20 protein-coding genes and 1 pseudogene are annotated in these 19,603 nt (G+C 68.2%); 6 read left to right on the forward strand and 15 right to left on the reverse strand.

Going from position 1 to position 19,603, the window contains the following annotated elements:
• Positions 1 to 212: 212 nt before the first annotated feature.
• A complete protein-coding gene (locus tag HWX00_RS33515) occupies positions 213 to 1,157 on the forward strand; it encodes an AraC family transcriptional regulator (RefSeq protein ID WP_034190243.1) in 945 nt (314 codons plus the stop codon).
• 9 nt (positions 1,158 to 1,166) lie between these two features.
• On the opposite strand, the gene HWX00_RS33520 is transcribed toward HWX00_RS33515, so the two are convergent.
• The 7 genes from HWX00_RS33520 to argB form a co-directional block, all read right to left on the reverse strand.
• Positions 1,167 to 2,219: a M48 family metallopeptidase gene (locus HWX00_RS33520; protein ID WP_175868179.1), complete on the reverse strand. Its 1,053-nt coding sequence runs from the start codon at positions 2,217 to 2,219 to the stop codon at positions 1,167 to 1,169.
• Positions 2,209 to 3,630 carry an AmpG family muropeptide MFS transporter gene (locus HWX00_RS33525; RefSeq protein WP_059561492.1) on the reverse strand — a complete coding sequence of 474 codons (1,422 nt, stop codon included), beginning with the start codon at positions 3,628 to 3,630 and terminating at the stop codon, positions 2,209 to 2,211. Before HWX00_RS33525 ends, HWX00_RS33520 begins: the two co-directional genes overlap by 11 nt.
• A 93-nt stretch (positions 3,631 to 3,723) precedes the next feature.
• On the reverse strand, positions 3,724 to 4,332 hold the full coding sequence (metW, locus tag HWX00_RS33530) for a methionine biosynthesis protein MetW (protein ID WP_034179337.1): 609 nt from the start codon (positions 4,330 to 4,332) through the stop codon (positions 3,724 to 3,726).
• Entirely contained in the window at positions 4,329 to 5,474 is a 1,146-nt protein-coding gene (gene metX / locus HWX00_RS33535) for a homoserine O-succinyltransferase MetX (RefSeq protein WP_034190246.1), read from the reverse strand. Before metX ends, metW begins: the two co-directional genes overlap by 4 nt.
• Positions 5,475 to 5,741: 267 nt before the next feature.
• Positions 5,742 to 6,404: a nucleoid occlusion factor SlmA gene (slmA, locus tag HWX00_RS33540; RefSeq protein ID WP_034190247.1), complete on the reverse strand. Its 663-nt coding sequence runs from the start codon at positions 6,402 to 6,404 to the stop codon at positions 5,742 to 5,744.
• Positions 6,371 to 7,162 (reverse strand): HAD-IA family hydrolase, encoded by a 792-nt coding sequence (locus HWX00_RS33545; RefSeq protein ID WP_034190248.1) that lies wholly within the window; start codon positions 7,160 to 7,162, stop codon positions 6,371 to 6,373. Before HWX00_RS33545 ends, slmA begins: the two co-directional genes overlap by 34 nt.
• A complete protein-coding gene (gene argB / locus HWX00_RS33550; protein WP_034190249.1) occupies positions 7,159 to 8,058 on the reverse strand; it encodes an acetylglutamate kinase in 900 nt (299 codons plus the stop codon). The genes HWX00_RS33545 and argB overlap by 4 nt, the downstream gene beginning before the upstream one ends.
• Positions 8,059 to 8,351: 293 nt before the next feature.
• Between argB and HWX00_RS33555 the strand changes: the two genes are divergently transcribed.
• From HWX00_RS33555 to HWX00_RS33565, 3 genes are all read left to right on the forward strand, one after another.
• Positions 8,352 to 8,576, forward strand: a complete 225-nt coding sequence (locus tag HWX00_RS33555) for a cysteine-rich CWC family protein (RefSeq protein ID WP_034190250.1) — start codon at positions 8,352 to 8,354, stop codon at positions 8,574 to 8,576.
• A 90-nt stretch (positions 8,577 to 8,666) separates the two neighbouring features.
• Positions 8,667 to 10,088 (forward strand): ATP-binding protein, encoded by a 1,422-nt coding sequence (locus HWX00_RS33560; RefSeq protein WP_175868180.1) that lies wholly within the window; start codon positions 8,667 to 8,669, stop codon positions 10,086 to 10,088.
• Between the two features lie 13 nt (positions 10,089 to 10,101).
• Positions 10,102 to 10,644, forward strand: coding sequence for a response regulator transcription factor (locus HWX00_RS33565; RefSeq protein ID WP_021156278.1), 543 nt, complete (start codon positions 10,102 to 10,104; stop codon positions 10,642 to 10,644).
• A gap of 65 nt (positions 10,645 to 10,709) precedes the next feature.
• On the opposite strand, the gene hslU is transcribed toward HWX00_RS33565, so the two are convergent.
• From hslU to dapF, 8 genes are all read right to left on the reverse strand, one after another.
• Positions 10,710 to 12,053 (reverse strand): ATP-dependent protease ATPase subunit HslU, encoded by a 1,344-nt coding sequence (hslU, locus tag HWX00_RS33570; protein WP_034190252.1) that lies wholly within the window; start codon positions 12,051 to 12,053, stop codon positions 10,710 to 10,712.
• 10 nt (positions 12,054 to 12,063) lie between these two features.
• Entirely contained in the window at positions 12,064 to 12,600 is a 537-nt protein-coding gene (gene hslV / locus HWX00_RS33575; RefSeq protein WP_006477497.1) for an ATP-dependent protease subunit HslV, read from the reverse strand.
• 235 nt (positions 12,601 to 12,835) lie between these two features.
• The gene (dksA, locus tag HWX00_RS33580; protein WP_006477498.1) at positions 12,836 to 13,252 is read right to left on the reverse strand and encodes an RNA polymerase-binding protein DksA; all 417 of its coding nucleotides are present in this window, start codon (positions 13,250 to 13,252) and stop codon (positions 12,836 to 12,838) included.
• Positions 13,253 to 13,748: 496 nt separating this feature from the next.
• A complete protein-coding gene (locus HWX00_RS33585; protein WP_034190341.1) occupies positions 13,749 to 14,828 on the reverse strand; it encodes a CobW family GTP-binding protein in 1,080 nt (359 codons plus the stop codon).
• 197 nt (positions 14,829 to 15,025) lie between these two features.
• On the reverse strand, positions 15,026 to 16,240 hold the full coding sequence (locus HWX00_RS33590) for a class I SAM-dependent rRNA methyltransferase (protein WP_049035196.1): 1,215 nt from the start codon (positions 16,238 to 16,240) through the stop codon (positions 15,026 to 15,028).
• A gap of 76 nt (positions 16,241 to 16,316) precedes the next feature.
• Positions 16,317 to 17,237, reverse strand: a complete 921-nt coding sequence (gene xerC, locus HWX00_RS33595) for a tyrosine recombinase XerC (protein WP_034190254.1) — start codon at positions 17,235 to 17,237, stop codon at positions 16,317 to 16,319.
• Positions 17,238 to 17,250: 13 nt separating this feature from the next.
• Positions 17,251 to 17,976, reverse strand: a complete 726-nt coding sequence (locus HWX00_RS33600; protein WP_034190255.1) for a DUF484 family protein — start codon at positions 17,974 to 17,976, stop codon at positions 17,251 to 17,253.
• Positions 17,977 to 18,013: 37 nt separating this feature from the next.
• Positions 18,014 to 18,883: a diaminopimelate epimerase gene (gene dapF / locus HWX00_RS33605; protein WP_049028735.1), complete on the reverse strand. Its 870-nt coding sequence runs from the start codon at positions 18,881 to 18,883 to the stop codon at positions 18,014 to 18,016.
• 68 nt (positions 18,884 to 18,951) lie between these two features.
• Here dapF and HWX00_RS37065 point away from each other — a divergent pair, with 68 nt between their 5' ends.
• Both HWX00_RS37065 and HWX00_RS33615 read left to right on the forward strand, forming a co-directional pair.
• Entirely contained in the window at positions 18,952 to 19,302 is a 351-nt protein-coding gene (locus tag HWX00_RS37065; RefSeq protein ID WP_175029365.1) for a hypothetical protein, read from the forward strand.
• A 13-nt stretch (positions 19,303 to 19,315) separates the two neighbouring features.
• Positions 19,316 to 19,565, forward strand: a pseudogene (locus HWX00_RS33615) (HigA family addiction module antitoxin).
• The last annotated feature ends 38 nt before the right edge of the window (positions 19,566 to 19,603 follow it).

Here is a 19,603-nt window from a genome sequence, read left to right on the forward strand (position 1 = left end):
TCCGGAACGGATCCGGCGAAACAGACTGCCGTCGCATCATGTGGCGATGCGGCGAGGCAGGACGTCATCGTAAGGATCGCGGCGCGCCGGCGAAATACACGAAGGTCTCGAAGATTTGCCTATTCCTCTTGAACTGCACGCGAACAGCCGTCAAAACGCGTGCAGGCTGCTACATTGCAAGCCAGATTCTCTTGCCGCGCAGGACCACGCCGATGAGCTTCCAACCCCTTTTGGCCGACGCGGGCGACCGCGTGCAGCGCCGCATGATCGAGCTGCACACGCATCTCGCGCCGAACGAGGGCGATACGCTCGCGGCGCTCGACGGCGTGCGCCTGATCCGCGTGAGCCGTCCCGTGCCGCGCCTGCCCGTGCTGTACGAACCGAGCATCATCGTCGTGTGCCAGGGGCGCAAGCTCGGCTATCTCGGCGACCGATCGTTCGTCTACGACGCGCAGCAGTACCTGGTGCTGTCGGTGCCGCTGCCGTTCGAATGCGAGACCTTCGCGAGCATGGACGAGCCGTTTCTCGCGATCTCGATCCGCGTCGACCTCGCGGTGATCGCCGAGCTCGCGATCCTGCTCGACGAGACGCTCGGCGCGGCCGTCAGCGAACCGCTCGGCGTCTATTCGACGCCGCTCGACGCGCCGCTGGCCGACGCGGTCGTGCGGCTGCTCGAAGCGCTTGCATCGCCGCACGACACGCGCGTGCTGGGGCCCGCGATCATGCGCGAGATCGCCTATCGCGTGCTGACGGGCGAGCAGGGCGACGCGATGCGCGCGGCGCTCGTGCAGCAGCATCACTTCGGCCGTATCGCGAAGGCGCTGCGGCGCATCCATGCGGAACTGAACGCCGACCTCGACGTCGAGACGCTCGCGCGCGAGGCCGGAATGAGCCTCGCGGTGTTCCACGCGCAGTTCAAGCACGTGACGGCGACGTCGCCGATGCAGTACGTGAAGGCCGCGCGGCTGCACCAGGCGCGGCTGATGATGGTGCAGGACGGGATGGGCGCCGGCACGGCGGCCGCGCGCGTCGGTTATGCGAGCGCGTCGCAGTTCAGCCGCGAGTTCAAGCGGCTGTTCGGCCGCAGCCCCGGTGACGAGGTGCGCTGGATGCGTGAAAGCGGGGTCCGCCCGGTCGCGACCGGGGTGGACGCGTAGCGTCCGGCGTTACCCGGCGGCGCGCCGGACGACCTTGCGCCGTTGCGCGCTGATGCCCGCATAGTCGGGCAGCGCGTCGACTCGCTTGCCGATCGCCTTCGCATAGAGCGGAATCAGGTCGGGCAGCCGGTTCAGCAGGTCCTGGCGTCGCGCGGTGCTGTACGGGTGCGTGTAGATGAAGCCCGTCGCCTTGTTCGCGCGCGTCGCGACCGCGAGCTTGTCCCACAGCGTGATCGCGGCGCGCGGATCGAAGCCCGCGCGTGCGGCGATGTCGCCGCCGATCACGTCGGCTTCGGTCTCGTCGGTCGGCTCGTAGTGAAGCGACTGCAGGCGCTCGCCGAGATTCAGCGCCTGCGGCAGCGGATCGCCGACGCCGAACAGCGGCGGCAGCGCGGCCGCCCGCAGCGACGTCTGCGACGTCGCGCTGAAGTTGCTGCGCGCGTGTTCGCGCAGCGCGTGCGCGATGCCGTGCGCGAGCAGCACGCCGAGCTCGTCGTCGTTCAGGCGGATGCGGTCGAGCATGCCGCCGTACACGAGCACCTTGCCGCCCGGCAGGCAGGTCAGGCGGATGTCGCGCGAGCGGATCGCGTTGACGTCCCAGGCCCAGCTCTTCACGCGGTCGTTCCACTTCACCGAATACGGCGCGAGCTTCGCGACGATCGCGCGCAGGCGTTTCACGCGCGGCTGGTTCGCGGGCAGCAGCCGGTTGCTGTCGGCGGCCGTCTGCACGATCTGCGCATATTCGTTCGCGGTGAGCTGTTCGAGCAGCGGCGACGGGATCAGCGTGCGGAACGCGATCGCGTTGCCGTAGCGGACCTGCTGCTGAGGCGTTTGCGCATACGCCTTCGCTGGCGCGGCGGCGCCGGTCGGCTGCGCGGCTTCGGCGGCGGACGGTGCCGCGGGCGCGGCGGAAGTCGCCGGCGCGGGCGGTGCGGTGGGCCCGGAGCCCGCCGCGGTCGCGGCGGCGTCGGATGCGTGCGCGAACGACGCCGCAAGTGCCGCGGCGCCGATGCTCAGCGAGGCCGCCGCGCGCGCGACGCGGTGCAGGCGGTCACTGCGCACGGCTGGCCTCGCCGTTGCGGGCGGTACCGTTCCACGGCGCGATCTTGAACAGCAGCAGCATGCCGGGAATCGCGAGCGCGGTACACACGATGAAGTAGTCGAACCAGCCGATCTTCGCGACGATGAAGCCGCTCGCGGCCGACGCGAGCGTGCGCGGCACCGACGCGAGGCTCGTGAACAGCGCGAACTGCGTGGCCGTGTAGCGCGGGTCGGTCGTGCTCGCGATATAGGCGACGAACGCGGCCATCGTCAGGCCCGTCGTGAAGGTTTCGAACCCGTAGACGATCGCGAGCGCGACCGTCATCGGGCTGAATTGCGGCGCGACGGCGATGCCGAACACCGACAGCGCCGATGCGATCGCATGGCTCGTCGAGACGGTGAAGTCGTACAGCATCGCGAGTACCGGTGAGCCGGGGCCGAGCTGCGCGAGCCACGCGAAGCCGAGCGTCGACACCATCTGCAGCGCGCCGAAGATCCACAGCCCGCGACCGATGCCGATCTTCACGAGCCAGATGCCGCCGATGATGCCGCCGGCGACGCTCGCGACGAGCGCGGTGGTCTTCGCGACGATGCCGATCTCGGTGCGCGAGAAGCCGATGTCGAGGAAGAACGACGTCGACAGCGTGGTGGCCATCGTGTCGCCGATCTTGAACAGGAAGATGAACGCGATGACGAGCAGCGCGCCGGCCCAGCCGTCGCGCTGGATGAATTCGCGGAACGGCAGCACGATCGCGTCGCGCAGGTTGCGCGGCGGCGTGCCGACCACTTCGGGCTCGCGCACGAGCAGCGTCATCAGGATGCCCGGCAGCATGAACGCGCCGGTGAGCGCGAATACCGCGTCCCACGGCATGTGGTCGGACAGGATCAGCGCCAGCGAGCCGGGGATCAGCGCGGCGAGCTTGTACGCGTTCACGTGCACCGCGTTGCCGAGGCCCTGCTCGGTGTCGCGCAGCAGCTCGCGGCGGTACGCGTCGATCACGATGTCGGAGCTCGCGCCGAAGAACGCGACGAGCGTCGTGAGCGCGGCGACCGTCCAGATCGAGTCGCGCGGCGACACGAAGCCGAGCGCGGCGATCGCGCCGGCGACCAGCACCTGCGTGAGCAGCATCCAGCCGCGCCGGCGGCCCGGCCGCCAGCCGGGCAGGCGCGGGATGTAGCGGTCCATCAGCGGCGCCCACAGGAACTTCCACGTATACGGGAACTGGATCAGCGCGAACAGGCCGATTTCCTTCAGGTTCACGCCCTCGGAGCGCAGCCATGCCTGCACCAGGTAGACGAGCGTGAAGAGGGGCAGGCCTGACGTGAAGCCGAGGAACACGCAGATCAGCATGTGCGTGTTCAGATAGGCTCGCCAGCCGGGGTGATCCTCGTGAGCGGTGAGTGCGGGCGCCTCGTGTGGCGTTTTCGACATGGACTGGAACTGGGTAGCGTTGACTGATTGCGGCGGCAGCGCGCGGCGGGGGCGGCGCGGGCCGGGCCCGGCGTCCGTCAACGGCCCCCCGGCTCAGCTGCGCTTGACGCGGTAGACAGCAAGACTACCACGCCAGTTCGCTCCCCATCGAATCGGCTGGCCCTCGTGCAGCACGACGCGGTCGAGGATCGTGACGCCGACTTCGGGCGCGAGCGCCTCGAAATCCTTGATCGTCAGCACCCGCACGTTCGGCGTGTTGTGCCACTGGTACGGCAGCGATTTCGACACGGGCATGCGGCCGTGCAGCACCGACAGCCGGTGCGGCCAGTAGCCGAAGTTCGGGAACGACACGATGCACTCGCGGCCGACGCGCGCCGTTTCGCGCAGGATCGCGGCCGTCTGGTGGATCGTCTGCAGCGTTTGCGACAGGATCGCGATGTCGAAGCTGTGGTCCTCGAACAGCCGCAGGCCGTCCTCGAGATTCTGCTGGATCACGTTGATGCCGTTCTTCGCGCTCGCGAGCACGCCCGCGTCGTTCAGCTCGATGCCGTAGCCGGTGACGTCCAGTTCCTCCATCAGCAGCGCCAGCAGCGAGCCGTCGCCGCAGCCGAGGTCGAGGACGGTCGAGCGCGGCTCGACCCAGCGCGCGATCGTGCGGAAATCCGCGCGCGCGGACAGGGAATTCAGCGCTTGCTGGTTCATGCACCCACCTCGTTGGCGATTCGTTCGTAATACGCGCGGATCAGGTTGTGATAGCGCGCGTCGTCGAGCAGGAACGCGTCGTGACCGTGCGGCGCATCGATTTCCGCGTAGCTGACCGTGCGCTTGTTGTCGAGCAGCGCCTTCACGATCTCGCGCGAGCGCGCGGGCGCGAAGCGCCAGTCGGTCGAGAAGCTCGCGATCAGGTACTTCGCCTGCGTGTGCGCGAGCGCGGCCGTCAGGTTGCCGTCGAACGCCTTCGCCGGGTCGAAGTAGTCGAGCGCGCGCGTGATCAGCAGGTACGTGTTCGCGTCGAAGTAGTCGGCGAACTTGTCGCCCTGGTAGCGCAGGTACGATTCGACCTCGAATTCGACGTCGAAGCTGAAGTTGTACGCGTCGAGCGCGCCGTCGGCGCGGCGCAGCGCGCGGCCGAATTTCTCGGCCATGTCGTCGTCGGACAGGTACGTGATGTGGCCGATCATCCGCGCGACGCGCAGGCCGCGCTTCGGTTTCACGCCGTGCGCGTAGTAGTCGCCGCCGTGGAAGTCGGGATCGGACAGGATCGCCGAGCGCGCGACCTCGTTGAACGCGATGTTCTGCGCGGACAGCTTCGGCGTCGACGCGACGTCGATGCAGTGCGCGACGCGCTCCGGATACATCAGGCTCCACGCGAGCGCCTGCATGCCGCCGAGGCTGCCGCCCATCACCGCGGCGAAGCGCTCGATGCCGAACGCGTCGGCGACGCGCGCCTGCGCATGCACCCAGTCCTCGACGGTCACCACCGGGAACTTTGCACCGTACGGCTTGCCGGTCGACGGATCGATGCTCATCGGGCCGGTCGAGCCGAAACACGAGCCGAGGTTGTTCACGCCGATCACGAAGAAGCGGTTGGTGTCGAGCGGCTTGCCGGGGCCGACCATGTTGTCCCACCAGCCGGTGCTGCGCGGATCGTCCGCGTAGACGCCGGCGACGTGGTGCGACGCGTTGAGCGCGTGGCAGACGAGCACCGCGTTCGAGCGCGCGGCGTTGAGCTCGCCGTACGTCTCGACGACGAGCTGATAGTTGCCGATCACGCTGCCGCTTTGCAAGCGCAGCGGTTCGGCGAAGTGCATGGTCTGTGGAGCGACGATGCCGATCGATTCCATTCGTTCCGCCTTATGACTGGGCGGCTAAATGGTGTCGGCGAGGCGCGGAGTCGGAGATGCGCGGCTGACGACCTCTTTAGCCGCATTTGTAGTGAACCGCCGGGACGGAGACATCGTCAACGCCCGGCCGGTTCGCGCGCCCGCAATCGAGTCAGCAAATCGGCGCGCTCCGACCTGCCGCCCGAGGAGCGACAGTCGGCAAAGTATAGCGGAAATTGCGCGGCGCGGATTCCGGCACGCATGGCGCGGCGTGCCGCCGGGCGCCGGTCACTGCAGGATCAGCCGCAGATGCGCATCGGCCTGCTCGCCCGGCGGCTTGTGGAATCCGCCTTTCGCGAAGCGGTGCCAGCGGCCGATCACGTAGCTGACGAGCAGGCTCGCGCGGGCGGCGGGATCGTAGTCGGCCGGCAGCACGAAGGGCGTCGCGCCGTCGGGCGCCTGCGCCTCGGTGCGCGCGACGCGCAGGCATTGCTTGACGGTCGCCTCGATGCGGTCGAGCAGCTGGTTCACGCGCTCGGTCAGCCGCTCGTCCTCGCCGACCAGCGCCTCGCCGGTCAGCACGCGCGTCATCCCGGGGTTCTTCGCGGCGAAATTGAGCATCGTCAGCGCGATCGTTCGGGCCTGCAGCACGCCGTTCGGTTCCTTCGCGACGATCTGGTTGACGAGCCCGAACAGCGCCTGCTCGATGAATTCGATCAGCCCTTCGTACATCTTCGCCTTGCTGGCGAAGTGCCGGTACAGCGCGGCTTCCGACACGTCGAGCCGGGCCGCGAGCGCGGCGGTCGTGATCTTCTCGGGTTTCGGCGCCTCGAGCATCGTCGCGAGCATCTGCAGGATCATGACGCGGCGCTCGCCCGGCTTGGGGCGCGGGCGCGAGGGGGTAGCCTGGCTTTCGGTTACGGCTTGGTCCTGCGGGTAAGTCGGCTGCATTTTTGTCGCCCCGATCGTGTGCCCAGTCGGAGCGATTTTAGCGAACGAATGCGCTGGTCGACATAGTGGGGACGCCCGGTAACGGGCAGATGGCCCGGCAGGTGGCCGGTGATCCATACCGTGCCGATGCCGAGACGCTTGTAGCGCTTCAGGTGGCCGCGCGTATCCTCGACGAGGATCGCGTCGGACAGGCGAGCATGCGCGGCGCGCAGCGTCCGGCGCAGCATCGTGTGATCGGGCTTCGCGCGCCACGTGCGGCGGTCGCGCATGTGCTCGATCGCGATCACGCGCTCGAACAGCCGCTCGATGCGCAGCTCGCGCAGCACCGCGCGCGCATAGTTTTCCGGCGCGTTGGTCAGGATCAGCTTGCGGCCCGGCAGCGCGGCGACGATGCGCGCGAGGCCGCGCTCGGCGCGGACCATCGCGGGCAGGTCGGAAAACGTGTGGACCACGCGCAGGAAGTCGTGCGGGTCGATCGGGTGATGGCGCGTGAGGCCGAGCAGCGCGGCGCCGTAGCGCTCGGTGTAGCCGGTGCGCAGGCGGTCGGCTTCGGCGCGCTCGACCTGCAGCGTGTCGACGATGTACTGCGTCATCGCACGGTTGATCTCGGGAAAGATCGCGTGCGACGCGTGGTGCAGCGTGTTGTCGAGGTCGAACAGCCAGACGGGCGCGCCGGCGCGCGGCCGGCTGCGCGAGATGCGCCGGCGCCGCAGCGGGGCCGGCAGGTCGGGGCCGGGCGACTGGCGGCGTGCGCTCAATGCGAGCGGATCATCGTGCCGAACGGCTGCTCGGTCAGGATTTCCAGCAGCACCGAATGCTCGATCCGGCCGTCGACGATGTGTACCGACTTCACGCCGCTCTTCGCCGCGTCGAGCGCCGACGAGATCTTCGGCAGCATGCCGCCGGAGATCGTGCCGTCCTCGAACAGCGCGTCGATCTCGCGGGCGGACAGATCGGTCAGCAGGTTGCCGTCCTTGTCCATCACGCCGGGGATGTTGGTCATCATCAGCAGCTTCTCGGCGTTCAGCACGGTCGCGAGCTTGCCCGCGACGAGGTCGGCGTTGATGTTGTACGAGAGGCCGTCTTCGCCGAAGCCGATCGGCGAGATCACCGGAATGAACGCGTCGTCCTGCAGCGCCTTCACGACCGCCGGGTTGATCGCCTCGACTTCGCCGACCTGGCCGATGTCGATGTACTCGCCCGGGTTGTCGCGGTCCGGCATCAGCAGCTTGCGCGCGTGGATCAGGCCGCCGTCCTTGCCCGTCAGGCCCACCGCGTGACCGCCGAAGTGGTTGATCAGCATCACGATGTCCTGCTGCACTTCGCCGCCCAGCACCCACTCGACGACTTCCATCGTCTCTTCGTCGGTGACGCGCATGCCCTGGATGAAGGTGCCGGCCTTGCCGATCTTCTTCAGCGCGTGATCGATCTGCGGACCGCCGCCGTGGACGATCACCGGGTTGATGCCGACCAGTTTCAGCAGGATCACGTCGCGCGCGAAGCCCTGCTTGAGCCGCTCTTCCGTCATCGCGTTGCCGCCGTATTTGATGACCACGGTCTTGCCGTGGTAACGGCGGATGTACGGCAGCGCCTCGGCGAGGATTTCTGCTTTCAGCGTCGGGGCGATCTGCGAGAGGTCGATGGGCTCGGACATGGCGGCGGCTCTGGCTGGGAACGGTTGAAACACGGCGAATTGTACAGGAGTGGCGCAGCGCAGCATCGGGTTTTTGGGCGGCCCGGAATGCCGGCGGCGCGAGGCGGCACGGCGTGCGGCGGCCCGCCGGCTATGGCGCGGCGCGATTCCGGCGGCCGGGCGCGCGCGGTCGCGGCAGGGCGATGCGCGCCGGTTGGCGGCGGACGTCGGCCGGGCGGCCGGCGTGCAAAATCCGTGCGCCGCGCTATGCTTGTCGCGTGGGGCGGCTTTCCGCCCGTTTCCGCGATTGCGCCATGACCGACTCCGCCGCCGACGCCCGTTCCGTCCCGCGCCGCGCGCGTTGCCCGCACTGCGGGCGCGGCTTCGACTGCGGCGCGCGTACGCAGCCGTTCGACTGCTGGTGCGCGTCGATGCCGGTGCTGCCCGGCGGCGCCCCGCCGGCGGCCGGCGCACGCTGCCGCTGCCCCGAATGTCTCGCCGACGAGATCGCGCAGCGGCTGGCCGGCACGACCGGCTGACGGCGTCGGCCGTGCCGCGGTTCGCGCCGTCCGTGCGCGCCGATCCGGCCCCGCTAGAGGCGCCGCCCGCTAAACGGGTAAACTGCTCGGATGCAACGAATCACCACTACCGGGCGCGTCAACCTCAGTCACCTGTTCTGGCTTCGCAATCTCGCGATCATCGGCCAGCTCGTGACGATCGGCGTCGTGCAGACCTATTTCGGCGTGCATCTGCCGTTGCCGGCGATGCTGATGGTCATCGCGCTCGAGATCGTTTTCAATGCGCTGACCTGGGTGCGCGTGCTGCGCGCGCGGCCCGAGACCAATTTCGAGCTGCTCGGCCAGCTGTGGGTCGACCTCGGCGCGCTGTCCGCGCTGCTGTTCCTGTCGGGCGGCACGACCAACCCGTTCGTGTCGCTGTACCTGCCGTCGCTCGCGATCGCGGCGGCCGTGCTGCCCTGGCACCTGATGATCTGGCTCGCGGCGTTCGCGGTCGCGTGCTACGCGGCGCTCGGTTTCGATTCGGTGCCGCTCAACATGGACAATCCGGCTAACCTGTTCGACTACTACCGTACCGGCATGTGGGCAAACTTCATGGTGAGCGTCGGGCTGATCGCGTGGTTCGTCGCGCGCATGTCGAATGCGCTGCGCCAGCGCGATGCGGCGCTCGGCGAAGCGCAGCAGCATCTGCTGCGCGACGAGCGGGCCGTTGCGCTCGGCGTGCAGGCGGCCACCGTCGCGCACGAGATGGGCACGCCGCTGTCGACGATCGCGATGCTCGCCGAGGAACTGCGCGACGCGGCGCGTGCCGATCCGGGGCTCGCGCGCTACGAGGCCGACCTGAAGGTGCTCGAGGAGCAGATGACGCTTTGCACGTCGGCGCTCGCGCGCCTGCGCAGCCGCGCGAGCGCGCCGGCGAGCCGCCAGCCGGTGGACGACTGGCTCGACACGTTCGTCGAGCACTGGCGCCTGCGGCATCCGCATGTGCAATTCGAGCTGCTCGGCGCGCGTCCGGCGGGCGTCGCGCTCGACGACACGGTCGCGGCCGGCCAGATCCTGACGATCCTGCTCGACAACGCCGCGCGCGCGAGCCCGCAGCGCGTGACGCTGGCCGCGAAGGTCGCGCATGGCGGCACGGCCGACGAGATCGAATTCGAGGTATGCGACGACGGGCCCGGCATTCCGGCCTCGCTGCGCGAATCGCTCGGCGCGATGCCGGTCGACAGCACGCAGGGCGGGCATGGGGTCGGCCTGTATCTCGCGTTCAGCGCGGCCGCGCGGCTCGGCGGCGAGATCGAGCTGTCCGATGTCACGCCGCGCGCGGCGGGCGGCAACGGGCGGGCCGGCGGTGCGGGCAATGGTCACGCCGCCGCCGCATCGGGACCACGCGCGGGCCAGCGCACGGGCGAACGGGCAGCCGAACGGCCGGCCGGCACGCCGGACAGCCGCGCGACCGCCGCGCGCGGCACGCGGGCCGTGCTGCGCCTGCCGGTCGTGCGCGTCGCGTCGCCGGCCGCCTCAACCAACACGTAGACGGAGAAACCACATGAGCGAGAACAATTTCCTGGTGATCGACGACAACGAGGTGTTCGCGGGCACGCTCGCGCGCGGCCTCGAGCGGCGCGGTTACGCGGTCCAGCAGGCGCACGACAAGGAGGCGGCGCTGCGGCTCGCCGCCGGCGGCAAGTTCCAGTTCATCACCGTCGACCTGCACCTGGGCGAGGATTCGGGCCTGAGCCTGATCGCGCCGCTGTGCGACCTGCAGCCCGACGCGCGGATCCTGGTGCTGACCGGCTACGCGAGCATCGCGACGGCCGTGCAGGCCGTGAAGGAAGGCGCCGACAACTACCTCGCGAAGCCGGCGAACGTCGAGTCGATCCTGGCCGCGCTGCAGACCAACGCGACCGAGGTGCAGGCCGACGAGGCGCTCGAGAACCCGGTCGTGCTGTCGGTCGACCGGCTCGAATGGGAGCACATCCAGCGCGTGCTGGCCGAGAACAACAACAACATCTCGGCGACCGCACGCGCGCTGAACATGCACCGCCGAACGCTGCAGCGCAAGCTCGCGAAAAAGCCGGTGCGCCAGTAAGCGGGCGCACCAACGAAAACGGGCGGCCCGCCGGGCCGCCCGTTTCGTATCCGGTGCCGCGCGCGTTACAACACGTAGCGCGACAGGTCCTCGTCCTGCGACACTTCGCCGAGTGCGCGATCGACATACTTCGCGTCGATCGTCACGCGCTCGCCGGCGTGGTTGCCGGCCGAGAACGACACTTCCTCGAGCAGCTTCTCGATCACCGTGTACAGCCGGCGCGCGCCGATGTTCTCGGTCTTCTCGTTGACCGCGAACGCGATCTCCGCGAGGCGGCGAATGCCGTCTTCGGCGAATTCGAGCTGCACGTCCTCGGTCGCGAGCAGCGCCTGATACTGCTTGACGAGGCTCGCGTCGGTGGCGACGAGGATCGCTTCGAAGTCGTTCACCGACAGCGAGTCGAGCTCGACGCGGATCGGGAAGCGGCCTTGCAGTTCGGGGATCAGGTCGCTCGGCTTCGCGAGGTGGAACGCGCCGCTCGCGATGAACAGGATGTGATCGGTCTTCACCATCCCGTACTTCGTGTTGACCGTCGTGCCTTCGACGAGCGGCAGCAGGTCGCGCTGCACGCCCTGGCGCGACACTTCGCCGCCGCTGCCTTCGTTGTTGCGCGACGTGATCTTGTCGATCTCGTCGAGGAACACGATGCCGTTCTGCTCGACGTTCTGCACGGCCTTCGTCTTCACTTCCTCTTCGTTCAGCATCTTCGCCGCTTCCTCGTCGGTCAGCAGCTTCAGCGCTTCCTTGATCTTCACCTTGCGGCGCTGCTTCTTGCCGCTGCCGAGGTTGGAGAACATCGAGCGGATCTGCTCGGTCATCTCTTCCATGCCCGGCGGCGCCATGATGTCCATGCCGGCCGACGGCTGCTCGAGGTCGAGCTCGACTTCCTTGTCGTCGAGCTGGCCTTCGCGCAGGCGCTTGCGGAAGGTCTGGCGCGTCGCGTTGTTGTCGTCGTTCGCGTGTTCGGCATTGCCGCCGAAGCCCACCGCGCGCGGCTGCGGCAGCAGGATGTCGAGGATGCGGTCTTCCGCCTGGTCGGTCGCCTTGCTGCGCACCTTGCGCATCTCGGTCTCACGCGTCTGCTTGACGGAGATCTCGATCAGGTCGCGCACGATGCTGTCGACGTCGCGGCCGACGTAGCCGACTTCGGTGAACTTGGTCGCTTCGATCTTGATGAACGGCGCATCGGCGAGCTTCGCGAGGCGGCGCGCGATTTCGGTCTTGCCGACGCCCGTCGGCCCGATCATCAGGATGTTCTTCGGCGTGATTTCCTGGCGCAGCGGATCGGCCACCTGCTGGCGGCGCCAGCGGTTGCGCAGCGCAACCGCGACGGCCTTCTTCGCCTTCGCCTGGCCGATGATGTGCTTGTCGAGTTCCGAGACGATCTCGGCAGGGGTCATGGTGCTCATGGTGCGGTCCTTACTCGATCGTTTCGATGATGCGGTTGTGGTTCGTGTAGATGCACATGTCGCCGGCGATCCCGAGCGACTTCTCGACGATCTCGCGCGGCGACAGCTCGGTGTTCTCGACGAGCGCACGGGCCGCGGCCTGCGCGTAGGCACCGCCCGAGCCGATCGCGCAGATGCCGCCTTCGGGGTCGAGCACGTCGCCGTTGCCGGTGATCACGAGCGTGGTGGTGGCGTCGGCCGTGATCAGCATCGCCTCGAGGCGGCGCAGCATCCGGTCGGTGCGCCAGTCCTTCGCGAGTTCGACGGCCGCACGGGTCAGGTTGCCCTGGTGCTTCTCGAGCTTCGCCTCGAAGCGGTCGAGCAGCGAGAACGCATCGGCGGTGCCGCCCGCGAATCCGACCAGAACCTGGTTGTTGTAGATCCGCCGCACTTTCCGCGCGCCACCCTTCATGACGATGTTGCCGAGGGTTACCTGGCCGTCGCCGCCGAGCGCGACCTTGTCGCCGCGCCGGACCGAAACGATGGTCGTGCCGTGAAATTGCTCCATCTGCGTTCCTTGAGAAAAACGGGGAAGAGTCGGGCGGCGCGACGCGCCGCCGCGTGAATCCGCAGTGCGCCGGGGAGCGGCCCGGCGCGCGTCCGTTTCATTTTAGGGCGGGCACCGGGATATCAAGAGGCGGGGGGCAAATCGGCACACCGGGAAGCGGTGCCGGAAAAACAAAAAGCGCGCGGCAGGCCGCGCGCTTTCGGGAAGCAGCGTGTCTGAGCGGAACGCCGCTCGATCAGTCGCCGAACAGCTTCTGGCGCAACTCGCGGCGCTCCTGCGCCTCGAGCGACAGCGTGGCGGTCGGACGGGCGAGCAGCCGCGGAATGCCGATCGGCTCGCCGGTCTCCTCGCACCAGCCGTAATCGCCGGAATCGATGCGGGCGAGCGACTGCTGAACCTTCTTGAGGAGCTTGCGTTCGCGATCGCGCGTACGCAGCTCGAGCGCGTGCTCTTCCTCGATCGTCGCGCGATCGGCGGGATCGGGGACGATCACCGTTTCGCGCAGGTTCTCGGTCGTCTGGCCTGCATTCTTGAGGATGTCCGCCTGCAACTGTTCGAGCCGATTTTTGAAGAAGGCGAGCTGATCCTCATTCATGTAATCCTTGTCGCTCATCTTCAGGATTTCGGCTTCGGTCAAGAGTTTCTTCGTCATCTGCTTGCTTCTTCAATGTGCGGCAAATCAAGAGATATTGCCTGCACTTTGGGATTACCCGCAACCGCGTTTGCATTCATTTGCGATTTGCCGCCGCGGGGCCGAAAGCCTCTGGAAAACCGGTTCTCAAATACCAGGATAGGCCTGGCGCGGAGTTGCGCGCGCTGCGAACCGGTGTGCTGCGCGGCACATCGCATCGGCCGCGGCCGGGAGGCGGATTGGCGATCCGGCGCGGTTGCGATGCCCGGAAAACTGGTTCAGCAAGAACCGGGCCTGTTTGTTGCCGTACTCCAGCGGGCACGTATTGTAACTGAATCGCAAGCGGGCGCCGTATCGGGTCGATCCCCGTCGGCTGCGCCAATATCTAGAAAATATAACGCGCAAATCGCGAAAAAGCGATGACGGCGAAACCCTGCCCGGAAAGTGCGCCGCGCGGGCGCCTCGGCCGCCGGGAAAGGCGGCCGGGCGACACCGTGCGCGGCGGTGCCCGCGCGTGTCAGGCGAGGCAGGCGTCGAGGCCGTCGGTGATCAGGTCCTGCGGCAGGTCGACGCCGATGAACACCATCTTGTTGGTCTTCTTCTCGACCGGCAGCCACTTCGCGGCGAGGTCGCTGCCCATCATCTGGTGCACGCCCTGGAACACGACCTTGCGGTCGACGCCCTTCATGTACAGCACGCCCTTGTAGCGCAGCATCCGCTCGCCGTAGATCTGCAGGATGCCGCCGAGGAAGTCTTCCAGCTTGTTCGGGTCGAACGGGCGGTCGTTGCGGTACACGAACGACTTGATCTTGTCGTCGTGGTGCGCGTGGTGGTGATGGTGGTGGCCGTGGTCGTGATCGTGCGCGCATTGGCCGTGATCGTGATCGCAACCGGCGTGATCGTGCTCATGGTCGTGATCGTGGTGATGATGCGCGTGATCGTCTTCGGCGAGGAAGTCGGGGTCGATCTCGAGTTTCGCGTTCAGGTTGAAGCCGCGCAGGTCGAAGATCTCCTTGATGTCGGCTTCGCCGAAATTCACGACCTTGATCGCGGCCTTCGGGTTCATGTGCATCAGGCGGTGCTTGAGGCCGGCGACGGTCTGATCGTCGACGAGGTCCGACTTCGTGATGAACAGGCGGTCGGCGAAACCGACCTGGCGCTGCACCACTTCGTGCTCGTCGAGCTGCGCGTTCGCGTGCTTCGCGTCGACGAGCGTGATGACCGCGTCGAGCAGGAAGTCGTCGGCGATTTCGCTGTCGATGAAGAAGGTTTGCGCGACGGGGCCCGGGTTCGCGAGGCCGGTCGTCTCGATCACGATGCGGTCGAAGTCGAGCTTGCCTTCGCGCTTCTTCGCGGCGAGATCGCCGAGCGCGCGGGCGAGGTCGCCGCGGATCGTGCAGCAGATGCAGCCGTTGCTCATCTGGATGATCTGCTCGTTCGAATCCTGCACGAGGATTTCGTTGTCGATGTTCTCTTCGCCGAATTCGTTCTCGATCACGGCGATCTTCATGCCGTGCTGTTCGTTCAGGATGCGCTTGAGCAGGGTCGTCTTGCCGCTGCCGAGGAAGCCGGTGAGGATGGTGACGGGAGTGGCCATGTCGGTCGCCTGTGGTTCGTGAATCGGGGTCAAAACCAGGATGTGCGTCGCGCCCTCGCGCTGCGAGCCGGGGCGCACAACCATCCATTGAAACATACCTGTCAAGCCCGCGCCCGTCGTCCGGACGACAGGGGCGAGCGCTGGTCCGCCAGGCGCGGAGGGCCGGCGGACGCGGGTGTGCGTCTAGATCGGGGCGATCAGACGATTTGCAACAGCAGGCCCTTCAGATATTCGCCTTCCGGGAACGCGGCGAGCAGCGGGTGGTCGACGCCCGCGCCGAGCCGCTTCAGGATGCGCGCGTCGACCTTCGCGTCGGCGGCCGCGCCCGCGACGATCTTCTGGAACAGGTCCATGTCGATCGCGCCCGAGCACGAGTACGTGAACAGCAGGCCGCCCGGACGCAGCAGCTTGAAGCCGCTCAGGTTGATGTCCTTGTACGCGCGCGCCGCGCGATCGACGCTGTCGCGGGTCGGCGCGAACTTCGGCGGATCGAGCACGATCAGGTCGAAACGCTCGCCTTCGTCGACGAGGCGGCGCAACGTCTTGAACGCGTCGGCGTCGAGCCAGGTCGCGCGTTCGGCGTCGAAGCCGTTGGCGACGACGTTCTGCTGCGCGAGCGCGAGCGCATCGCCCGACGAGTCGATCGACACGACGCGCGTCGCGCCGCCCTTGAGCGCCGCGAGCGAGAAGCCGCCCGTGTAGCAGAAGCAGTTCAGCACGTCGCGGCCGGCCGCGTACTGCGCGACGAGCGCGCGGTTGTCGCGCTGGTCGACGTAGAAGCCCGTCTTGTGGCCGTTCGGCACGTCGACGTGATAGCGCACGCCGTTTTCGTTCGAGATCAGCGTCGCGGGCGGCGCATCGCCGGCCAGCACGCCGGTCGTCTGCTCGAGCCCTTCCTTGTCGCGGATCGACACGTCCGAGCGCTCGTACACGTTCGGGCAACCCGTCGCGCCGGTGAGCGCCGCGACGATCGCGTCCTTCCACGCTTCGACGCCGGCCGCCATGAACTGGCAGACGAGCTGGCCGCGCGGCGCGGCGCCGGCTTCGGCGGTGTCCGCGACGTAGTAGTCGACGATCAGCCCCGGCAGCCCGTCGGCCTCGCCGAACACGAGCCGCACCGCGCCGGTGCCCGACACCATCGTCGTGCGGTGCGCGACCGCGCGCTGCACGCGGCGCTTGAAGAAGGCGTGGTCGATCGGCTCGTGCTCGTCGAAGCTCCACACGCGCACGCGGATCTGCGACTGCGGGCTGTACGCGCCGCGCGCGAGGAAGCGGCCGTCGTGCGCGCGCACGAGCACGGTCGCGCCGGGCGCGGGCTTGCCGTCGACGCGGTCGATCGCATTCGCATAGATCCACGGATGGCGGCGCAGCAGCGATTTTTCCTTGGACGGCTTGAGGGTGACGGTTTGCATGATGAGATCGAAATGGGCCGCGACGGAAGCCGACCGTTATCGGTCGCCGTGCGCGGCGGGTAGCACGGGAAGGGCGTCAGTCGCGCTTCTTCGCGCGCGGATGCGCGCTGTCGTAAATCTTCGCGAGATGCTGGAAGTCGAGCGACGTATAGACCTGCGTCGCGGCAACGCTCGCGTGGCCGAGCAGTTCCTGCACCGCGCGCAGGTCGCCGCTCGACTGCAGCACGTGCGTCGCGAACGAGTGGCGCAGCACGTGCGGATGGACGTTGGCCGGGATGCCCGCGGCGAGCGCCGCGCGCTTCACGCGCTCGCGCACGACGCCCGGCGACATCCGGTTGCCGCGCACGGACACGAACAGCGGATGCGGGTCGTGCCTGACGAATTCGCCGCGCACCGCGAGCCACGCGTTCAGCGCGTCGATCGCCTTGCGGCCGACCGGCACCTTGCGTTCCTTGTTGCCCTTGCCGCGCACGGTGACTTCGGCTTCGGCGAGATCGAGCCAGCCGGTCGAACGGTAGCCGTCGGCCTGTGTATACATCACGTCGAGCCCGATCAGTTCGGCGAGGCGCAGCCCCGACGAATAGAACAGTTCGAGGATCGCGTGATCGCGGATGCCTTCGGTCGTGCCGGCGAGCGGCGCGTCCATCAGCGCGGACGCGTCGTCGACCGACAGCGCCTTCGGCAAGGTCTTCGGGCGTTTCGGCGCGCGTACCGCGGCAACCGGATTCGCGGGCATCTCGACGCGCTGCGCGAGCCAGCGGTAGAACGCGCGCCAGGCGGACAGCCGGTGCGAGATCGACCGCGCGGACAGCCCGCCCGCATGCGCGCGCGCGACCGCGCCGCGCATGTCGGCGGCCGTCAGCGCGTCGAGCGGCCGGCCGGCCGCGAGCTTCTTCAGTTCGTCGAGTTCGTGCGTGTACGCGCGCAGCGTGTGTTCCGACAGCTGCCTGACGTGTTTCAGGTTCGACAGGTAGGCGGCGATCGGGTCGTCGGTCATCGCGGGCGGCGGATCAGTGCGGCAGCAGGCGCGTGAGCGCGGCGCTCGCGAGCGTCGCGATCTGCGCGAGGAAGTCGGTGGCCATCCCGTCGTGGAAGCGGCGCGGATCGGGCGAGCCGAGCACGAGCAGGCCGAACGCGGGCGCATCGGTGCCGGCGAGCGGCGTGCGCAGCGCGAGCAGCGCGACCGAGGTGGCCGCGCCGTCGCCGGCCGGCGCGGCTTCGGCGCCTTCCGCTGCATGCGCGGCCGGCGCGGCGACCGCGGGCGCGAGCCACTGCGCCGCTTCGAAGCCCGTGTTCGCGCCGCAGTACGGCGTCGACAGCCCGTTCGTGAACAGGCGCACTTCCTCGCCGACCTGGCGGGCGAAGTCGGCCTGCGCGTAGGTGTCGGCGACGTCCCACACGCGCAGCGCCGTCTGCGGCACGTCGAACACGTCGGCGATGCCGTCGGCGATCGTGCGCGGCAGCGCGTACGGATCGCGTTCCGCGATCACGCGCGCGGTCCAGCGGCTGAACTTCGCGGACAGGCTGTCGTTCTCGTGGCCGTAGCGCACGAGTTCGGCCAGCCGGCGCTCGAGATGCTTGTTCTTGTCGCGCAGCATCTCCATCTGCCGCTCCTGCAGCGAGATCGCGGCCTTGCCGTGCGGGTTCGCGAGACGGATCGTCGCGAGCAGTTCGGCGTGCTGCGCGAAGAATTCGGGATTGGCGAGCAGGTAGTCGGCGACTTCGCGATCGTTCATGTGGCTGGCGCGTTCAGTTATCAAGGACGTTGCAGGGTCAGGCGTTCAGGTCGATTTCGCCTTCGAACACGGTCGCGGCGGGGCCGGCCATCATCAGCGCGGCGGCTTCGTCGCGCGCGCCGTCCCAGCCGATCGTCAGCGTGCCGCCGTGCGTGTGCACGGTCACGGGCGAATCGAGCAGGCCGCGCCGGATGCCGGCCGCGACCGCCGCGCACGCACCGGTGCCGCACGCGAGCGTCTCGCCCGCGCCGCGTTCGTACACGCGCAGCTTCACTTCGTTGCGCGACACGATCTGCATGAAGCCGGCGTTCACGCGCTGCGGGAAACGGGCATGGCGTTCGATCAGCGGGCCTTCTTCCAGCACCGGATACGCGTCGGTATCGTCGACGACCTGCACCGCGTGCGGATTGCCCATCGACACCGTCGAGATCCAGCGCGTCGCACCGCCGACGTCGAGCGGCCACAGCGTGTCGCGGCCTTCGCGGCGGCCGTCGAGGCCCGCTGCATCGAACGGCACCTGCGCCGGCGCGAACACGGGCGCACCCATGTCGACGACGACTTCGCCGTTGTCCTGCAGCGTCAGCGTGATCAGGCCCTTCATGACCTGCACGCGCACGCTGCGCTTGTCGGTCAGGCCGCGGTCGCTGACGAACTTCACGAAGCAGCGCGCGCCGTTGCCGCAGTGTTCGACTTCGCCGCCGTCGCAATTGAAGATCCGGTACTTGAAATCCGCGCCGTCGGCGGTCGGTTTCTCGACCAGCAGCAACTGGTCGGCGCCGATGCCGAAATGACGGTTGGCGAGTGCGCGCACCTGCGCGTCGGTGAGCGGCGGCAACGCGCGCGAATAGCCGTCGAGCACGACGAAGTCGTTGCCCGCGCCGTGCATCTTGGTGAACGAGAGTTTCACTGGGTCCGGAATTCCATGACGAACAAGGCGGTCGGCACGGCATGAACGGCCGGCGGCCAGGCCGGGCGGTGTCGTTCGTCGTGCAGATCTCAACCGCAAATGATACATGCAGCCGACTGGGGCGTCCCGCGCGGGGGCGGCGCTTCGCGTCGCGCCGGCGGGCGGTATCGGTCGATCGGTCGACTGGTCGGGCAGGTGACGGGCCGGCAAATTGTCGGGATACGGCGGGCGCCGTCGCGGCGAAAGCGGCGCTGGCGATGCGTGCCCGCCGCGCGGCGAAGGTACGGCGCGATCAGGACGCGCGTTTTCGTACCGGTCAAATCGGATATTCGGCGGTCAGCGTCAACGGCAGCTGGCGGCTGACGTTCCGGTTCGAAGGCGCCGATGCCGTGCTGGTCAACGACCAGGACCATCACTGAGGTGATTCAAGCCATGACCCGCATCTTCAATCCGCCCCATCCGGGCGAAACGCTGCGTGACGACGTGCTGCCGGCGCTGGGCCTGAGCGTCACCGAGGCCGCGTCGCAGCTGGGTGTGACGCGAGCCGCACTGTCGCGCATCCTGCACGGCCATGCGGGCATCTCGCCGAGCCACGCTGCGTCTCGAAGCGTGGCTCGGCGAGGACGGCGGGGGGTGCCCCTATGTGTTTCGTCAAGCGTTAGGGGCTGACTTGGGTTGGTAAATGGTGCCGTCGCGCAGCATGGCGAACAGGACGTCGCA

The organism is Burkholderia seminalis DSM 23518 (assembly GCF_902832885.1).
In the GTDB taxonomy this organism is placed as follows: domain Bacteria; phylum Pseudomonadota; class Gammaproteobacteria; order Burkholderiales; family Burkholderiaceae; genus Burkholderia; species Burkholderia seminalis.

Bases quoted from the DNA above. Each gene is read 5' to 3' on its own strand.
- HWX00_RS33515 (WP_034190243.1), top strand. From the start codon at position 213: ATGAGCTTCCAACCCCTTTTGGCCGACGCGGGCGACCGCGTGCAGCGC.
- HWX00_RS33525 (WP_059561492.1), bottom strand. From the start codon at position 3,630: ATGTCGAAAACGCCACACGAGGCGCCCGCACTCACCGCTCACGAGGAT.
- metW (WP_034179337.1), bottom strand. From the start codon at position 4,332: ATGAACCAGCAAGCGCTGAATTCCCTGTCCGCGCGCGCGGATTTCCGC.
- metX (WP_034190246.1), bottom strand. From the start codon at position 5,474: ATGGAATCGATCGGCATCGTCGCTCCACAGACCATGCACTTCGCCGAA.
- slmA (WP_034190247.1), bottom strand. From the start codon at position 6,404: ATGCAGCCGACTTACCCGCAGGACCAAGCCGTAACCGAAAGCCAGGCT.
- argB (WP_034190249.1), bottom strand. From the start codon at position 8,058: ATGTCCGAGCCCATCGACCTCTCGCAGATCGCCCCGACGCTGAAAGCA.
- HWX00_RS33555 (WP_034190250.1), top strand. From the start codon at position 8,352: ATGACCGACTCCGCCGCCGACGCCCGTTCCGTCCCGCGCCGCGCGCGT.
- HWX00_RS33560 (WP_175868180.1), top strand. From the start codon at position 8,667: ATGCAACGAATCACCACTACCGGGCGCGTCAACCTCAGTCACCTGTTC.
- HWX00_RS33565 (WP_021156278.1), top strand. From the start codon at position 10,102: ATGAGCGAGAACAATTTCCTGGTGATCGACGACAACGAGGTGTTCGCG.
- hslU (WP_034190252.1), bottom strand. From the start codon at position 12,053: ATGAGCACCATGACCCCTGCCGAGATCGTCTCGGAACTCGACAAGCAC.
- hslV (WP_006477497.1), bottom strand. From the start codon at position 12,600: ATGGAGCAATTTCACGGCACGACCATCGTTTCGGTCCGGCGCGGCGAC.
- dksA (WP_006477498.1), bottom strand. From the start codon at position 13,252: ATGACGAAGAAACTCTTGACCGAAGCCGAAATCCTGAAGATGAGCGAC.
- HWX00_RS33585 (WP_034190341.1), bottom strand. From the start codon at position 14,828: ATGGCCACTCCCGTCACCATCCTCACCGGCTTCCTCGGCAGCGGCAAG.
- HWX00_RS33590 (WP_049035196.1), bottom strand. From the start codon at position 16,240: ATGCAAACCGTCACCCTCAAGCCGTCCAAGGAAAAATCGCTGCTGCGC.
- xerC (WP_034190254.1), bottom strand. From the start codon at position 17,237: ATGACCGACGACCCGATCGCCGCCTACCTGTCGAACCTGAAACACGTC.
- HWX00_RS33600 (WP_034190255.1), bottom strand. From the start codon at position 17,976: ATGAACGATCGCGAAGTCGCCGACTACCTGCTCGCCAATCCCGAATTC.